The organism is Bdellovibrio sp. CKG001, assembly GCF_055397465.1.
On record NZ_AP029173.1, the window covers coordinates 371,197 to 386,555 of the forward strand.

Here is a 15,359-nt window from a genome sequence, read left to right on the forward strand (position 1 = left end):
CCTAGTTTCTTTTCTCGTCTTGGTCGATTTTGTCATCGAACCGGTTTCGACCACCCAGCAGATCCTCAAGAAGCTTGTCATTCTCAACGGTTGCTTTGGTGTTCAACGAACTCTGGTACTTACCTCTGAGGGCACTGCCATCAAATTTGAACGAGGTGCCGAGTTTGGGCCTATGGCTTTGCTCTTTTTTCACCTTATTCGCTCCTGTCGCCTTTTGAGACGCAGAAGCTGGTACCGCTAGTAGAGATAGCAAAAGGGGGGCCAGAAAAATCACCTGTTTCATAGGCTTTTTCCTCTCTGAATTTGATTTAAACGGGCTTCCAGGTAAGACGGCATCAGAGGGTGGCCCATTTTTGTCTCTAGGTATTTCAGGTTTTCAAGGTCACGCACATTGGACGGGTTTTCAGACACGGATTTACGTGCAGAAACCAGATCTTTTCTCGTGAATGAAGAACTGTCCAAAGCGTCGGCTACAGCCGTTTTCATGCGACCACGGCCTGGCAGCTCTTCCAGAATTTGCATTTCACGCAGCAGAAGCTTCTGAATTTCCGGACGAGCCATCTTGTATTCATTCGCCAGTTGCGCCAAAGCGGGAGAGCTTGCCCACAGTTCATCCATTTTCTGACGAGCTGTTTTAGCCTTCACCAGATAAGGCTTGGAACGGCCTTTGAGGATATCAACATACTGCTTTTGCTCTGCCGGGCTCAGACCTTTAGGCATTGGCAAAGCCGCCAGATCACGAACCAGGCGCTCATTTTCAGAGGCCACTATATTCAACATGATCAGCTGGGCTGTGATGTCTTTCAGGGCCACAGATTCGCTTAGAAGTTTGTCCGCTTTCGCTGTCAGGCCCATGCGCTCCTGAATGGATTTTTGCACGGTACGATCATTCTTTGCGTTCAACTGGTGACGGACAATCGTTGGATGGAATTGGCCCACTTTATTGTAGAAGTCCTGCTTCTGGAAGAACTGAGCCGCTGATTTATGACGAAGCTCTTTCATCTCAAACACGGATTTCAAACCCTTTTTATCCAGGGTGCGCGCATAAACCAGCAAAGCTGTTTCATTCAGAAGATCTGGTTTTGCCTTCAGCTCTTTGGCTTGCACTTTAAGTTCTTTGACCGGGTTGGAGGACAACAGAACCAAACGGGATCTCATCACCAAAGCGCGCTCACCTTTAAGGCCTGCCTTCAAGGCGGATTTGTAGTGCCTTTCCGGATTCAAATCAGCCAGATCCGCCAAGGTGCCCAGGCGGAACTCGCGTTCTTTTTCGGACATCTTGGAGTTTTGAACCTGGGATGCCATACGGTAAGCATTCTTGAAGTCCAGATGCTTTTCATAGTGAGCAGCCAATTGTTCGCGCAATTCATCTTTACGAGACGCAGAAACTTCAGGCATCGCAATCTGTGCCAGGGTCGCCTGAACGTAGGTGGAGTCTTCACCAGTCTTTTTTGCCAGAACGCTGATGTTGTTATAAAACAGAATTTTTTCTTCGGCCTTCGCACCAGAGACGTCTGTCGTCAGAACTTTTTTTAGAAGTTTTGAATGTTCTGAAGTGGAAGATTTGGGGTTGTTGGCAACAGCAGCCACCTGATTCATCAGGGCCTTGCGAGCCAGAGTTGCAAATTCAACTTTGTGAGCCGGGAACTTTTCAGAGTATTCCCAGGCCCACTCTTGCAGAACTTCCTCATCTTTCAGTTGAGCAGCGGCATCCAAAGAGAGATCCGCAGCCTTCTTACGAAGATCGGTATTGCCTTTTTTATCCAACGCCAGTTTGTTGAATGCCAAGGCGGCTTCTTTCAAATTTTTTTCCTGATAGCTCAGATATGCCAGCTGATAGCGGACTTCGAAAGATTTGGCATCGTCATCAGAGTATTTCAAGAAGTGCAGATAGGCCTCACGACGCAGTTTCAGGTCCTGGGACTTTTCTGCTGCGGAAACTTCATTAGCCAAAGCTGTTTCACGCTCTTTTTCAGAGAAAGAACGGCTTTCGCTGATGCTGCGATAAATCTGGATAGCCAGTGGGTACTTCGCCATATCCATGGCGATCTGGGAACCACGGTTCGCCATCTCGATATCCGGAGGGAAGGTCTTGTTATAGATTAAGTAAGCATTCAGAAGATCCTGATCCGGCTTCAATTTCTTGGAGCGGTGAAGTTCTGTTACATAACGCTTCATGGTTTTTTGCAGCTCTTCGCACTTGGATTCTTCACAGCCGGTGTTCTTGAAAGCAGCAGCGGCTTTGGCGAAGTCTTGCGTCGATTGAGTGGTCTGTCCACGGTCGTAGTTGACCTGCGCCAGGCGAACGAAAGCCTCCAGGCGTTCTTCTTTGGTTAGATCCGGTTGTTCCAAGTAACGATTTAAAATTTTGTGCGCCGCCTGCTTTTGTCCCAGGCGGTCGGCTTCAGAGGCAAAGTGGAACATCAGCTCTTTACGGTTTTGAGCAGGAGCCAGAGACTCGAATTCATTGATTTCTTTGTCATTGATGGCTTTACGGGAATAGAACGTCGCCAGATCTCTCATGATATCGGCGTGGAAGACAGGATCATACTTAGATCCCTCTTCGGTGTCGCGAGTGATGAGGTGTTTGTTTCTAAGAAGGTTTTCCATGATCGTGATGGCCGAGGAAAGCTTTTCCTCGTTGAAATCACACCAAGCCATATTGTAGGTGACCAGCGCACGATTTTCCAATTTGTCGTCTTTAAGCGCAATCACGTAGTTTTTTCGAGCTTCAGCGAATTTGTTCTTTTGGAAAAGAAGATCACCCAAGGCCGCGTGAGAACGGGACACGATGGAAGGATTGATCTTTTTGGCCTTGGCTTCTTTGATGATTTGTTCAAACAGGCGAATGGCATTGTCATTTTGACCGGCCATTTCATACAGATGGGCCAATTGGAACAGGATCGGACCGTGTTCGTTGAGACGAACCTGACGAAGAAGCTCTTCGTAAATGCCAATGGCTTTTTGACGGTCGGCTTTGGAGCCTTTGCAACCGTCGCAGTTTGCCTCCACTTCGGTCATAAAGCGGTCACGGGCACGTTCAGCCAAAAGATCGGCCAAACGTTGTTGGGTGGGAACCCAAGATGGATCTTCCTTGCCGATGGCAGACAGGACCCGTTCCATCTTCTGGATAACCAGGTCCTGAGTTCCGGAGTTCATCTTGTCAGCATGGGCAAGACGAACATTCAATACTCCGAGGCAAACAACACTGAGAATGGTGATTCGTCTTAGATTTTTCATTTTCCAGGCACCACAGCAAATTTAAGTTTTTCGATACCGGCCAGAGAGCCTGCTTTGATCAAAGGATCCAGCTCGGCGTATTTCATTTCTGTGTCCGCCTGGATCATCAACTCGAGGTCTTTTTCCTCGGAGTTCTTTTTGATTTCTGCTAGCTTGTCAGTCAGATCACGCGCAGCAATTCGTTTGTCATCCAGGAAGTAATTGCCCTTTTCGATGCGCAGGATCGGAGCCACCTTTTCGACACCCTGACTATGATTGGCGGTTGGAAGACTGATGCGAGATGGGATTTGTGTTTCCATGCCGCCGTTTTGAGTTCCAATCAGCAGATAAATCACGATGATCGAAAACGCATCGATCAGTGAGGTTAGCGGCAACGCCAAAGCCAGATCACGACGAAGCAGACTTTGTTTTTTGCCGCCGCCACCCAATGCAAGAGCTTCTTTCATTGGGGAGCGTTTGGCTGTGGAAGTTTCCAAAAAGGATGTCTTTTTCATAGTTCCTACCCCAGCGGGGACAAGCCCACGCCTTCAAAGGCACTTTGTTTAAGCTGATCCATTACGCGGATCACATCGCCATAGGATGTGTTCGCCTCTGGACGCACAACACTTGTTTTAAGATCTGGATACTGATCGCGAAGCGCTTTGAGTTTTCCTTCCAAAGCTTCCCAGTTTACGCCCTTGGTGGATTTGCCAATGCGGGATTCAAGGACTTTGGCTTTAGGAACATCTCGCAAAGAGAGTTGAACGCCACCGTCAGCAGCCATCGTCACCCACAGCGAAGGGGGATTTTTGGCGCCGGCTGTGGAGTTGTCTCCAATGGCCTGCTTTGTATCCAAAGTCCCGATCTGAACAAACACCGCCGTCAACAACAGAAAACAAATCAGGACGGAAAGGATATCCAGAATAGGAAGGATATTGATTTCAAAGTTCAACTCTTTCTTGTGGCTCATACAAGAGATCTTTCTTTCTTGTCAGATACCGGTGCGTAGTGGAAACCCAACTGGATGAACAAGTTCAACGCGGCTTTGTTCAGATCTTCCGTCAAACGGGAAGCACGGTTTTGCAGAACCGCGTACATGATCAAAGCAGGAACCGCAACCAACAGGCCGTAAGCTGTTGTATTCATCGCCAAAGAGATACCGTTGGAAAGAATCGCCGCTTTTTCAACCGGGTTGGCGTTGGCAATACCCGCGAAAGAGTGGATCAAACCGGTGATGGTACCCAATAGACCGATCAGGGTTGCCACGTTGGCAAACATCGCCAAGAAGCCAATGCGCTTTTCAATGCGAGTGTTTTCCTCAAGAAGAATTTCATCCATCTTAAGTTGGATTTCTTCTTTGCCACCCATATCAATAGCGGCCTGAATACCCGCAGAGGCAACAACACCCAATGGCTCTTTGGCGCTCAATTGCAGGGAACGACGAAGAGCCTTGTCCAAGTTACCGCTTTTAATATCTTCAGCGATCGCTTTAGAAAGCTCTTTTTGATTGATCTTGCGATTGACGAAAAGAGCGATAGAGCGCTCAGCGATAATCGCTACAGACACGACTTGAGCAGCCAAGATAGCCCACATCCAGAAAGCGTCTGAAGAAGTAAAACCACGACCAAGTGACAATAGGAATTCCATAAGTCCTCCGTTAAAAGAATCCGAACCCTTAAGAGCAAGGGGGGTGCCAGAGCCCAGCGTCTCATTACGAGGCTTTAAAGGATCAGACTGTGCATTAATTTAACGGAGGTGACGTTTTAGGGTGTCACTATTGAAAAAGGCCGGTTGCCCGGCCTTTAATTTTATTCTTCAATTGCGGCTGTGATGTTTTCCCATAGCATGGGGCTTAACAGCTCTGAGCCGATCATCATAACGGGCTCAGCGTCTTTGGCGCGGCCACGCTTGGCTTCGGTGGGCAGGTGCCCAGTGCCGCCGTTCAGTTCAAACCAGGAACGACGAATTGCCAAAGAATTTGAAACAAACAGGTGAGGGAACTGTTCCAGTTCCTTTTTGTTGGCTCTTCCATATTCAAAGGTGCTCAGCACATTGAACTTTCTGGAGGTCTCAATCGACTCCAGTCTTTGGAATCCCAGCTCCATCAGATATTTAAACTTCTGTCGACCGGGTTGTTTTGAGGTGAAGATCAAATCCAGATTTCCGGAAAGGAAATTGGCTTCCAGTTCGTTCAGATCGAAGATATCCAAGGTGATCTTTTTAACGCCCACTTCTTCAAAACACAGTCGAGAAGCGTTCAGGGCAAAGTCGGAAAGACCCTCCAGGGTTCCGATGTGAAGTTCTGCCACCATCTGGTTGTTGCTAATACCCTGCAATTCAGTTTCCAAACGACGGATGGACTTTTCAAAGATCTCTGAAAGCTGAAAGGCCACGCTGGTCCATCCGGATTTTCTTTTGGCCGAACGATCCAGCAGAACGATTTTCAGCTCGTCCTCGATTTTTGCGATAATACGGGAAAGCTGGGGTTGGCTTAAACCCACATGCAGGGCCGCTGCTGACAGATTTTTGAAGTTCACAGCTTTTGCCAGTACGCTCAGCTCATAATACAACTGTTGCATCAAGTCTCCGCATTAAGGTTTTCTGATATAATTTAAAAAGGCCAGCATGCCCAGTAAAGCCGCCATCACATAGCCGATGAAGCTCATTGTTGGCATGCCCATGACGTTACTTCCGGTAGGGTGAACAAAGATAAACGAGGAACTGAGAATCAATGCCGCAATGATCACCGCCAAAAACAGCAGATTCGAGGAGCTCTCCACCGATCTTTTCAGTTCTTTGATTTCACCGACATGCAGACGGAAGGCATGATCGGGGCTGTTTACTTTGCGCAGGAAGAAGTTCAATTGTCTGGGAAGCGAATTCAGGAAGTTTTTGGATTCCCGGGCCATCTGTGACATCTCGTGAATCAACTTGTCCGGACCAAAATGAGTTTTGGCCAGTTCGCCGGCAAATTCCAAAGAATATTGAAGGAAGTCGAAGTCTTTGTGGATCTTGCGTCCCATGCCTTCAATGGCCACGATGGATTTAAAGAACAGCATCAGGTCCGTTGGAACCTGGATATGGTGACGGGCCGCAATCCCTGAGGAGCGCATCAGAACCTTCCCCAGATTGACGTTCTTTAACGTCAATCCGAAATAAGGTGCAATGAGTTCGCGCAAATCTTTGGCGAAGATGTCCACGTTCACGCGGTCCGTGAAAGGTGCCAGATCGACATATTCGTAAGCCAGCCGTTCATAGTCCTCACGGGACAAAGCCAGAAGCATATTGGCGATGGATGCTTGCGTGCGGGAGTTCAATCGACCAACAACCCCAAAATCGATAAGACCGATCTTGTTTTCCGGAAGAACAAAGAAATTTCCGGCATGCAGGTCCCCGTGGAAAAGACCGTCCTGGAAGACCATTTTAAGGTAGGCTTTTAGCCCCCGGCGAATGACTTCCTCGGGGTTGATCCCAGCTTGCAGCAGCGCAGATTCATGACTGAGTGGAACACCGGGAAGGGCTTCCATCACTAAAACACGCTCGGTGGTCAGATCCAGATAGACTTTGGGGATCTTGATGTTCTCATCCCCGGCGAAATTTTCCTGGAAGCGGCGGATGTTGTTGGCTTCAACCACGAAGTTGGTTTCAAGCTCCAAAGTGCGGAAGTATTCATCCACGATGCCCACGGGATTGTAGGATCTGGTTTCAGGAATATAGGTCACCAACAAATCAGCCAACAGGTACAGGACATTCAGGTCATCATTGATCGTTTGGATAATGCCGGGGCGTTGAACCTTGATAACGACATCTTCGCCGGTGCTAAGACGGGCCCTGTGCACCTGGGCGATGCTGGCAGAACCCAGGGGCTCTTTTTCTATGGTTTCGAATTTCTGATAAAGGGTGTTGCCGAACTCTTCGCGCAGAACGGCTTCGACAGTTTCAAATGAAATGGATTGAACACGGTCATGCAGCTTTTCGAATTCAGCGACATACTCTTCGGGAACAAGGTCGGGACGTGTTGCAAGCAGTTGTCCCAGTTTGACGAACGTGGGACCCAGCTCCTCAAAGCTCATCCGCATACGCTCTGGCATTGAAAGGTCTTCAACATCAGAGCTTGCGTTGAGTCTTTGGATAATGAACTTACCGAGCTTTACCTTTTCCGCGACCTGATGAAAGCCGTGCTTTGCGAACACCCCCACGATCGTTCTGAGTCTTGCTGCGTTTTTTAGAGTCTTTCCGATCTGGCGTCCGGTGCTTAAGGCTGTCACTATTCTTCTCCGAATAATCGTTATTATCCCGGAGTTTAGACTGTTCGGCAAACATCAATTTTTTGCTGAGCTTTGGTTTGTCCGCGGCTTCCCCCTGGTGCTGCTCACGGTACTTCTCTGGACCAAGGATCATCTCGAGCAAAGTCTTGTCGGGGCCCTTCTTGTCTTCTTCATCCAGCTGACGTGGTTTCAAATTGTACTGCTTTTCAACCTTACGCAGCTTTTCAGAACTTCCTTCCGGGGCATCTTTGCGAACATCACCGAAGAACCGGGATTTTCCATGCTCCTGAACTTTGTTCTTTTGCTTGAAGCGATCAGGGCCTTCCTCGCGCAAGTTCTTTTTGCCAGTGTCTTTGGATTTGCCGTGTTTTCGGTCTTTTTCGTGTTCTGATCGGCCTTTGCGTTCAGAACGATCCGCATGACGTTCTTCATGGCGTTCTTTGCCGCGGGCAATATGATCTTTCGGGCGCTTCTGTGCATGCAGTTTCTTTAAAACCGCTGCCGCAGATCTTTCCGCACTGGTTTGTTCGTCATGTTCATCCTTGTCCAACCCGGCTAGCGCAAAGTTGATTTGTCCTTGCTCGGGATCAGCCGCCACCACCTGAATACGGATGTTGTCACCAATATTGTAGGAGAAGCCCGAACGTTTTGCGACCAGGCGAAGGTTCTCTTCGTCGAACTCAAAGCGATCACCGCCCAGATCATCCAGACGAACCAGACCGTCGATGTCGTATTCGCGAAGTAGCACGAACACTCCGAATTTCGCCACGGAGCTGATCATGCCATCAAACTCCTGACCCACGAATTTTTCCATGAAGCGGGCTTTTTTGATGGACTGAACCTGACGTTCGGCTTTCACCGAGCGTTGCTCTGCCGCGGAAAGGATTGTTCCCGCTGTCGAAAGATCATCTTCGCTCATCAGGCGATAACGGGAATTTGGCATCACCTGATTTTTAATCAAACGATGCACAATCAAGTCGGGATAACGTCGGATCGGGGAGGTGAAGTGAGTGTAGAACTCAAAACCCAGTCCAAAGTGGCCGACGTTGTTCATGCTGTATTTTGCCTGACTCATGGATCGCAATGTCAAGATGTTCAGGATCTGAGATTCCGGACGGTTCTCAAACTCCTCCAAAGCTTTGGTCAGGCGCTTTTGCAACTTACCAGTGCCCAGTTTGGTTTTTCCGCCGAAGTTTTCCAGATACTTTTCCAAAGTCCGAATCGCCATCTCATTTGGCGGTTCGTGGATACGGTAAAGAGCCGGGATATTGCGACTGGCCAGGAACTTACCCACGGCCACGTTCGCAGCCAGCATCATTTCTTCGATCAAGCGGTGCGAGAACAGGCGTTCAGACCTTTGAATGTCGACCGGGACTCCGGCGCCATCAATAACCAGTTCTGTTTCCGGGATTTCCAGATCCAGAGAGCCTTCCTTAAAGCGTTTTGCCATCAGGATTTTCGCCAGGTCATAAAGTCTTAAGATATGCTCTTTGACGTGACGGTGCTTTTCGATGTCATTGCCGTCAATGATCTCCTGGGCTTCACCGTAGGTGACACGGGCTTTGCTTTCCATGACTCCTTCATAGAAGTCGGATTTTACCAGCTCACCAGTGAAGTCAATCAGCATCTCGGCCACCAAGCACAGGCGCGGCACATGAGGATTCAAAGAGCACAGTCCGTTACTTAGAACCTCTGGAAGCATGGGAACAACATAGTTCGGGAAGTACACGGAAGTTCCGCGTTCATAAGCGTCTTTGTCAATCGCGGTGCCGATTTTGACGTAGTGGCTGACGTCAGCGATAGCCACATAAAGCAAGAAGCCTTCGTTGGTCATTTCAACATAAACGGCATCGTCAAAGTCTTTTGCCGTCGCACCGTCGATGGTGATCAGAGCTTTGTCGCGCAAGTCACGACGTCCTTGGAAGTCCTTTTCATCAGGAAGCTCGCCGAAGTGTTCGGCCTCTTCTAACGTCGCTTTTGAAAATTCCAGAGGAATATTGTTGGCACGAATGACCCGTTTGATATCAGTCAAAGGGTCCAGTGCATTGCCGATGATTTCTGTGACTTTACCCGTGAAAGGTTTGCCGTCATCCGGATAACTGGTGATTTCAGCGGCGACCAATTCTTTGTCTTTGGCGCCCATGGAATCTTCAAGTTTGATTTTTAAATCCTGGCCCCAGCCTTTTCCTTCATCGCGAAGGGCGCCGGTTCGTTCGTTCATTTTGTAAAAACGGCCCACCACGGTTTTGGTTCCACGCGAAAGAACTCGAACCAATTCGCCACGGAAACGTTCACCACCCTTTTCCGGGAAAACCTCGATGGCCACTTTATCGTTGGTCATGATGCCTTCCATGGAATGGCGGGGGATGTATACGTCAGGGTGTTCTTTGTCGTCGGGGATGAAAAAACCAAATCCGTCAGGATGTCTTTTAATGGTGCCGTTGAGGATCTTCTTCTTTTGCATTGTCAGGCTGTATTTCCTTTTATTAAAGATTATCACAAGTTAGGCAGGCGAAAAGGAGAATCTTTGGGCGATAAATGCGACGCCGAAGTCCTGTTAATGTCAGCAATGACTTGTGATTGAACAGATGATGAAACTTAGAAACTGGATAAGACTTTATCGAAAGTCTTTCTAAGAGATATGTGGAATAAAGATATCGTAGATTGGTGAAGAAAGCAAATTCGAGCTAAAGCGAGTGCTTTCGGTGACTTAGATGGCAAGGGAGGCGGGCTCCCTTGCCTTTAAAATACAGATTAGAAGTGAGCCAATGCGCCCAAAGTGATGATGTTTGCCGTATCTGTAGGAGCTCCATCGCCGTCTACAAATACTTTTTCATCAGCCTTGTCCATGCGGTACTCAACATAAACATTCAGGTTTTCGTTAAGAACGATTTTGTCACCAACCGTCAGAGAGTCGACTTTTTCTCCTGCACTATATTTGCCGATCGTGCTTGTGCCACGGACCATTTCATAGCGAAGGGCCAAGTTGTTCATACCCAGACCATAGGTGATCAAAGCGGTACTTGCATCAGCCCAGTGGGTGCCAGAGCCATCCGGTTTTGTTGTGTATGAATCATAGATCAAAGCCACCAGCATGTTTTCTGTGACTTGATAAGAAGCCCAGACGCTGGAAGAGGATTTTTCAACCTTTGTAGCATCTGGTTTGTCTGTCCCTAGGTAGTAACCAGCAAACCACGTGAAGTCGCCAGCGATTTTACCAGTGAAAGAAAGCTCGGTCGTTTTGGTTGGTGTGTAGTCTTCACCGAAAGCGCCGTAAGCAGCTTGATTGTAAGTGGAAAGAGTTCCTGTCAACCAGTCACCCGCAATGTACTTCGCGCGCAAACCTTCACCGTAACCTGGCACGATGCTTTGGTATGCGATGGTTGTCGTGTAGAAAGCATTTTCATACTTCATCAGTGATTCGTAACCCATCGTTGTCAGGAAACGACCGAAACCAACATAAAGATTTTGCATTGGCTTATAGAAGATCTCTGCCTGTTCCAGGGCGCCGAAGTTGTTTGTGGAAGATTTGGCATTTGTAGGTGTTGCCGGGGTTTCTACTTCTGAAATGTACGAAGTAGGCGAGTACGCCAAACGAGTCAGGAAATAGATCTGATCAGTTTCTTTGCTAATCAGGATCTGAGCGTTACGCAAACGGTAAGCTTCATTGCTAACTCCATCAGTGTATTGCATCGCTGTGCTCTTCGTGGACAGGAAGTTAAAGTCGAAGGCGACTTCTCCGTTCACGGTCAGACCAGAGATTTCAGCGGCCTGCGCGCCGAAACTGCACAAAATTAATAGACCCGAGATCAGTACATTCTTTTTCAAAGTAGCTCCTTATATATAGTGTGAATGTTTTGGGAACCAAAAGATGGTAAGACCTAGGTCCAGTTGTGTAACGTAAAAACATTGTAAAGCTAGACCTTGATCTAGCGTGGCATGACGAAATTGAAATTTCGCGTCAATTGTCATTTTTCAAATCTTTTTTGGACCTCAAACAGTGTCCTATTTGCCACCGGACCTTGGGCGGCTTTGAAAAAATGGTCTTCAAGTTGATCCCGTCAAACCCGCTCCTGGCGCGAGTTTGAGTGGAATAATTGTTCTAAAAACTTTGCTTCTGTCGCACAGGTGGATGGTCGCAAAGTGCTGTGTTCGGAAGGTCACAAGATGAATCGCGTTGATGAAGTTTTCAGTGCGGTGAAAACGTATCGAAAATTTTTGTTGTTGATCTTGGGCTAGGTCCTCATTAGCATTTTTTGTGTACTCGATTAAAACTTTTAATGGATTTAAAAGAAATCATACGATTGCAACGAAACGAAAGGATGCAACAATGAAAAAACTTTTAGTAGTAGCAGCTTTGACAATGGCAGCTCCAATGGCGATGGCTTCTAAGGCACGCGTTGAGGCTTTGGCTAACTCTCGTCACCTTGTAGATTTCCAAACTGCATTTGACAGACCTTACCAGTTCTTGGCTCTTTCTGAGCAAGCAACTATCGAGTGGGGTCAAACTGGTGATACGGTTGCAGTAAACCCACACGCAGAAGGCGGTTTTGTAAAGCGTCACAATGAAGCTGCATTCGGTGTTTACTTCGGTCGCCGCTCTGCTGATTTCTCTGCAGCAGTTGATCAAGCTAACACTCTTATTGGTACTCCAGGAACTTTCCTTAAAGAACAGAATGGTTTGAACTTGTTCTACGCTGGTAAAATGTCTGACTGGACTTACGGTGTTACTTTGAAGTACTCCAATGGTAAAGACGACGGTGCTGATCAAAAAGTTTCTTCTTCCGGTTTGGCTCTTGGTCTATCTGATGGCACTTGGGATGTTGAGTTGGTTCAAGGTTTGTCTGGCAAATCTGAAAATGGCGCTGACAGTGTTGAATCCAAAGGTTTGACTAGCTTGACAGTTGGTTACCATGTATCTCCAGAGATGGAAGTTTACGGTAACTTCAAAACTGTTAAAGTTGAAGGCGGCGGCGCTTTGGCAGCAGCTGAAATCGAAAAGACTTCTTACAAAGTTGGTATGGTTAACACTTTGGCTAAAACTGACGAAGGTAACTTCTTCTACGGTGTAGAATTGGCTTCTAATAAGACTAAAGATGTATCTGAGTCTATGACTTTGCCAGTTTACATGGGTGTTGAAGCTAACGCAGCTTCTTGGTTGGTTCTTCGTGCATCCGTTGCTCAAAACGTGATCCTGAATGAAACTAAAGACATCTCCGGTGGCGCTAATGACGGCGACAAAGAAGATCTTGATTCTACTAAAATGGCAGCAGGCGCTGGTATCAAGTTCGGTAAGAGCATGATCGACGCTACCTTCTCTGATACAGTTGGTGGTAAAATCGACTCTGACAACTTCTTCTCTCAAGTTGCTTACACTTACACTTTCTAAGACCTAGTCTTAAAAGTTGAGAAGAGAAAAGCCCAGGTAACCCCTGGGCTTTTTTTATTTCCTAATGATCTTCCTGCAAGCTTATTAAAGCCTTATCAAACAGCTTCGCTACCTCGTCCTGGTTCATCACCGCAAAAATTAGTTCACGCACATAAGGCCGACGTGCTTGATTATGTTGTTAGTCATTTGCTGATGTTGTTGTATTTAAGCAAATTATGGGCGACCGAGCAGCAAACTGAAGTAATGGTCGTATTTGGCTGAAATCCGTAATCCTGAAGTGGGTCCCCTAGTGGTTGATGGTTTCAAATTCTTTCTGAAAAACTCAAGAAATACTCAATTCAAAGTATGAATAAAACTCTTCTAATGTCTGTCAGGTAAGTTGATGTTAGTTTAGTTTTGACACTGCTTTAACACAGCAAATTGAATCAATTCTTTAGTGGTAATATAGAACGTGAGAAGGAGCCATGAAGAAGAAAGTACTTCTTGTTGATGACAACAAGGACTTTGCACTGCTTTTCCAAGCGAAGTTCAGTCATATTGGCGAAATCCAGTGTGCGCACTCCTATGAGGAGGCTTTGAAGTGCCTTGGTCAGGGGTCATGGGATTTATTCTTTCTTGATCACAATCTGGATGGAAAAACCTGCTTTGATCTGATTCCGGTCATCCGCAGCGCTCATCCTCGATCTCATATTATTATTGTCACCGGCCATTCCAGCAAGGAGATGGCGATCAATGCCATCAACTATGGTGTCAGTGGATTTATTGAAAAACCCATCATGGAAGAAGAACTCAACAGCCGCTTGCGGGCCATTGACTGGTTTAGTTCTTCGTTGATTTTAAATCAGTTAAATAGAAGTGCCAGTTTCAAAGGGCGCTCCTGCTCTTTGACTCGTGTTGAGTACATCATATTGGAAACGCTTTATACCAAATCACGCCAGTTGATCACTCGGGAAGAGCTCGAAAAGAATATCTGGGGTGGTCGTCATGTGGCCAAAAACTCCCTGGATACTCACTTGTATAATCTGAAACGCAAGTTCCCTGAATTGAAGGACCATCTGTCGTCGGTCCACGGCTCTGGCTACATTCTGAATATCTAGTTTAAATAAAAAAGCCTCTCGACAGAGAGGCTTTTGCTTTAAAAGGGGAAACCCCAGGCCTTGGGGGGGGATAGACCTGGGGTTCGGGGGTTTGTTCAGATCTTTGTGAATTAGCGAACGCCCGCTTTGGTCGTCGTTTTCACATCTTTGGCAACTTGAGTGAATTTTGCAGGAGGATTCGTATTTGCAAAACGACCTACATTCACTTTGCTGTCACACTTTGTAGCTGCAAAGGACATTGTTGCTGTGACTGTGATGATGGCTGCTGTGAAGATCTTAGCGAATGTCATTTTGTACTCCTTTGCGATACGCGGTATACATATCCCTAATGCTATGACCGTGCCAGAGCTCGCGTTTTGGAATGAGAATTTGCCAACGAGCTTTCAAGCACTTATAAGGGCTCATTCTCAGTGTGAGATCGCAGTGCCAAAGCGTGCCCTAGATTGCGCGCGCCCTGTTAGAAAAGTGACGGAGTTGCCAGGTGAGTTCTCTTTATAAGTCCATCGGTCTCATTTTGATCGCGATGCTGTCCATTCAGTTTGGAGCCTCTGTTGCCAAGGGTCTGTTCCCGGTTGCAGGGCCTGCGGGCACCACGGCTTTGCGCGTGTTTATCTCGGCGTTGATTCTGGTTCTGGTGATGCGCCCCTGGAAAGAAAGTTATTCTGGTCAGCGCCTGAAGTCTTTAGCCGCCTACGGAATTTCGTTGGGCTTTATGAATCTGCTGTTTTATTTTGCTCTTGAGCGCATCCCCCTGGGCATTGCTGTGGCGTTGGAGTTCACTGGCCCCCTGGCCGTGGCCTTGTTTTCTTCAAAGCGCGCTTTGGATCTGTGCTGGGCGGTGCTTGCCGGTGTGGGAATTTATCTGGTTCTGCCGACATCCGAAGTGTCCCAGGCCTTGGACCTGACCGGAGTTGTTCTGGCCCTGGGCGCAGGAGCTTTTTGGGGCCTTTACATCATCTTCGGAAAAAGAGTGGGGAATGCAGAAGGGTCTTCTTCTGCCAACGCGGCCGTGGGAATGTGTTTTGCGGCTTTGGTGACTTTTCCGGTGGGGTTGTTTACGAACTTTGAACAGGTCACCAATCCTTCTTTGTGGCCTATGGGGATAGCGATCGCGATCCTTTCCAGTGCGTTACCGTATTCGTTGGAAATGAAGGCGATGCGAGACATGCCAGCAAAAACTTTCGGCATCCTGATGAGTCTGGAACCCGTGGTTGCGACCGTTATAGGAATAGTATTTTTACGAGAGACCTTGGCACCGGTGCAGTGGGCAGCCATTGTTTGTATCGTGATCGCCTCTGCAGGCAGCACCGTCACCGCGCGAGCACGCGGTAAATAAAAAAAGCCCCGTGTTTTAAGTCCGGGGCTTTTTGGATTTTTTTATTTGTC

General features: G+C 47.6%; 13 protein-coding genes. 3 read left to right on the forward strand and 10 right to left on the reverse strand.

Translation table 11 applies throughout. The features are described 5' to 3' along the window. Window position 1 precedes the first annotated feature (1 nt). From ACZ50P_RS01865 to ACZ50P_RS01905, 9 genes are all read right to left on the reverse strand, one after another. Window positions 2-283, reverse strand: a complete 282-nt coding sequence (locus ACZ50P_RS01865) for a hypothetical protein (protein WP_262554450.1) — start codon at window positions 281-283, stop codon at window positions 2-4. Next, window positions 280-3,240: a tetratricopeptide repeat protein gene (locus tag ACZ50P_RS01870; protein ID WP_464133058.1), complete on the reverse strand. Its 2,961-nt coding sequence runs from the start codon at window positions 3,238-3,240 to the stop codon at window positions 280-282. Before ACZ50P_RS01870 ends, ACZ50P_RS01865 begins: the two co-directional genes overlap by 4 nt. Then, the gene (locus ACZ50P_RS01875) at window positions 3,237-3,734 is read right to left on the reverse strand and encodes an ExbD/TolR family protein (protein ID WP_464133060.1); all 498 of its coding nucleotides are present in this window, start codon (window positions 3,732-3,734) and stop codon (window positions 3,237-3,239) included. Before ACZ50P_RS01875 ends, ACZ50P_RS01870 begins: the two co-directional genes overlap by 4 nt. A 5-nt stretch (window positions 3,735-3,739) precedes the next feature. Next, complete coding sequence (locus ACZ50P_RS01880; protein WP_464119895.1) at window positions 3,740-4,189, reverse strand: ExbD/TolR family protein; 450 nt, start codon at window positions 4,187-4,189, stop codon at window positions 3,740-3,742. Beyond that, on the reverse strand, window positions 4,186-4,866 hold the full coding sequence (locus ACZ50P_RS01885; RefSeq protein ID WP_464119896.1) for a MotA/TolQ/ExbB proton channel family protein: 681 nt from the start codon (window positions 4,864-4,866) through the stop codon (window positions 4,186-4,188). The genes ACZ50P_RS01880 and ACZ50P_RS01885 overlap by 4 nt, the downstream gene beginning before the upstream one ends. Window positions 4,867-5,027: 161 nt before the next feature. Next, a complete protein-coding gene (locus ACZ50P_RS01890) occupies window positions 5,028-5,798 on the reverse strand; it encodes a LysR family transcriptional regulator (protein ID WP_464133062.1) in 771 nt (256 codons plus the stop codon). Window positions 5,799-5,810: 12 nt separating this feature from the next. After that, entirely contained in the window at window positions 5,811-7,412 is a 1,602-nt protein-coding gene (locus ACZ50P_RS01895) for an ABC1 kinase family protein (protein ID WP_464133064.1), read from the reverse strand. Next, window positions 7,360-9,951, reverse strand: coding sequence for a ribonuclease R (gene rnr / locus ACZ50P_RS01900; RefSeq protein WP_464133066.1), 2,592 nt, complete (start codon window positions 9,949-9,951; stop codon window positions 7,360-7,362). Before rnr ends, ACZ50P_RS01895 begins: the two co-directional genes overlap by 53 nt. 290 nt (window positions 9,952-10,241) lie before the next feature. Next, the gene (locus ACZ50P_RS01905) at window positions 10,242-11,315 is read right to left on the reverse strand and encodes an outer membrane beta-barrel protein (RefSeq protein ID WP_464133068.1); all 1,074 of its coding nucleotides are present in this window, start codon (window positions 11,313-11,315) and stop codon (window positions 10,242-10,244) included. Window positions 11,316-11,817: 502 nt separating this feature from the next. Here ACZ50P_RS01905 and ACZ50P_RS01910 point away from each other — a divergent pair. After that, entirely contained in the window at window positions 11,818-12,876 is a 1,059-nt protein-coding gene (locus tag ACZ50P_RS01910; protein ID WP_464133070.1) for a hypothetical protein, read from the forward strand. A 464-nt stretch (window positions 12,877-13,340) separates the two neighbouring features. Further along, on the forward strand, window positions 13,341-13,973 hold the full coding sequence (locus ACZ50P_RS01915) for a response regulator transcription factor (protein ID WP_464119905.1): 633 nt from the start codon (window positions 13,341-13,343) through the stop codon (window positions 13,971-13,973). A 110-nt stretch (window positions 13,974-14,083) separates the two neighbouring features. Here the strand turns inward: ACZ50P_RS01915 and ACZ50P_RS01920 are convergent, their stop codons facing one another. Beyond that, a complete protein-coding gene (locus ACZ50P_RS01920) occupies window positions 14,084-14,263 on the reverse strand; it encodes a hypothetical protein (protein ID WP_464119906.1) in 180 nt (59 codons plus the stop codon). Between the two features lie 233 nt (window positions 14,264-14,496). Between ACZ50P_RS01920 and ACZ50P_RS01925 the strand changes: the two genes are divergently transcribed. Continuing rightward, complete coding sequence (locus tag ACZ50P_RS01925) at window positions 14,497-15,309, forward strand: EamA family transporter (RefSeq protein ID WP_464135160.1); 813 nt, start codon at window positions 14,497-14,499, stop codon at window positions 15,307-15,309. Window positions 15,310-15,359 lie beyond the last annotated feature (50 nt).